This is a genomic window from Nocardioides sp. Z21_20 (genome assembly GCF_059766585.1).
The window spans coordinates 1-1,685 of the sequence record NZ_JCBAJX010000034.1 but is presented as its reverse complement, the minus strand read 5'-3'; the positions used below and the strand labels follow the sequence as shown (position 1 = coordinate 1,685).

At 68.8% G+C, this 1,685-nt stretch carries 2 protein-coding genes; both read right to left on the bottom strand.

Translation table 11 applies throughout. The features are described 5' to 3' along the window. Nucleotides 1–46: 46 nt before the first annotated feature. Nucleotides 47–331, bottom strand: a complete 285-nt coding sequence (locus AC6EH9_RS20030) for an ATP-binding protein (protein ID WP_498425447.1) — start codon at nt 329–331, stop codon at nt 47–49. Beyond that, entirely contained in the window at nt 328–1,596 is a 1,269-nt protein-coding gene (gene istA / locus AC6EH9_RS20025) for an IS21 family transposase (RefSeq protein WP_498425448.1), read from the bottom strand. Before istA ends, AC6EH9_RS20030 begins: the two co-directional genes overlap by 4 nt. Between the last annotated feature and the right edge of the window lie 89 nt (nt 1,597–1,685).

The following is a 1,685-nucleotide window of genomic DNA, read 5'->3' as shown; positions in this document are numbered from 1 at the left end:
CATCACCCAATCCATCGTGGTCGGGTGGCCTACTTTTCGAAGAGCGCTACTGGCCTAGTTTTCGGGGAGCGTCGACAGTGGGGATGTGGTCGAAGGCGAAGTCCTCGATCGTCTTGACCGCCGGGAAGTGCGCGGCAGCGATCCTCATCCTCGTGCCGTTCGCGGTCCTTGTCGCGACCTGGCGTCCCAGGACCGCGGCGAGGTACTCCTCGTGTGACCATCCTTCCTGGCGGGCTTGGTCACCCAACGCGGCATAGGTGTCGTTGATGACCGGTGTCTTCAACTCCCGGGCCAAGAACGCCAGCTCACCGGTGAGGTCCTTGCCGTTCATCGCACGACCTCCAGGTGCCGCACACCGGACTCACCCACGCCGGCCCCAAGGGCCACGACGCCGCTGGGCGGGGTGAGTGCGAAGAGGTCGTCGTAGTCCGACAACGCCCGCACTCCCACGACCGCACCTGCGTGAGCAGCCGGGCCACTGACCGCGCTGCGGCGCGAGCGGTAGGCGCTGCGCAGCACGCCTGCGGTCGCGACGTGTGCGGGGTCGGTGATCGTGGCGCGGGTGTCCCAGCACCGTTGATGGGACGCGACGACCTGCCCTGCACAGGTGACGGTGATGGTGTCCAGGCCGGTGCTGACCTCCACGATGCGCCCAATCACCGACGGGTCGACGGAGTAGTCGTTGCCGGCGACCCGCACGTAATAGTCGCGGCCCAGCCGGACTCGCAGCACCGGGTGCAGGGTCGGTGGCACCGGCGGCAGGACCGCCATCGCTGCTACCTCGTCGGCGTGCTTGTCGCCCGGTCGAGCGCCAGTGCGGCGTAAGACGCGCTGGTTCGCGCGCGGCAACCAGTCATCCAGCTGGGTGTTGAAGTCGGCTGGGGACGCGAAGTCACGACCAGGCATGAACGAGGTCTGCAGATAGCCGTTGGCACGCTCGACCACGCCCTTGGCTTCGGGATCGCGGGGCCGAGTCTGGTAGATCCGGGTGCCGAGGGTGCCGGCGAACCCACGGGCACCGACGGTGAGCTTGTGGTGCTGGCCGATCCCGGCCTCGTTGTCCCACACCAGCGTCTTGGGCACCGCCCCGAGCGAGCCGGACAGCAGGAGCCACATCCCGGCCAGCAGGTCGCCAGTGGTGCGGCTCGGCAGAAGCGTGGCCATGATGAAGCCCGACCACGCCGCGACCATCGTGAGCACCGGCGGAGCGGCCAGCACGCCGGGCGCCACCGGCACGACCTTCGGGGGGAACCACAGGTCGCACTGCACGATCTCACCAGGGGCGTACTGGGTGCGGTCCGCGGGATCTGCCGGGGCGTACAGCGGACGTAGCAGCGCGACCCTGGCGCGCAGCACTGACGCGGAATGGTGCCATCCGATCCGCTCGGCGATCACCGTGGCCGGCATCGCCGGGGTCTTTGCCAGCAGCGCCCGGATCGCAGGCTCGAACTCATCGACACGTGAGCCCCCCGCCCGACGCTCGTACTTGGGTGGCTCGTCCGCCGCCAAGGCCGCTCGCACCGTGTTGCGGGCAACTCCCAGCTCACGGGCGATCGCCTTGATCGCCATGCCCTCCGCTCGATGCAGCCTGCGGATCTCGGCCCAATGCGGCTCATCCCAGTTGAGGGTGTAGCGGCCTTATCCGGGGTGGTCGGCGCGTCAGTGCCCGGATAGGGGTCGAGGTC

Coding starts and splice junctions, on each gene's coding strand:
- AC6EH9_RS20030 (WP_498425447.1), bottom strand. CDS start 331: ATGAACGGCAAGGACCTCACCGGTGAGCTGGCGTTCTTGGCCCGGGAG.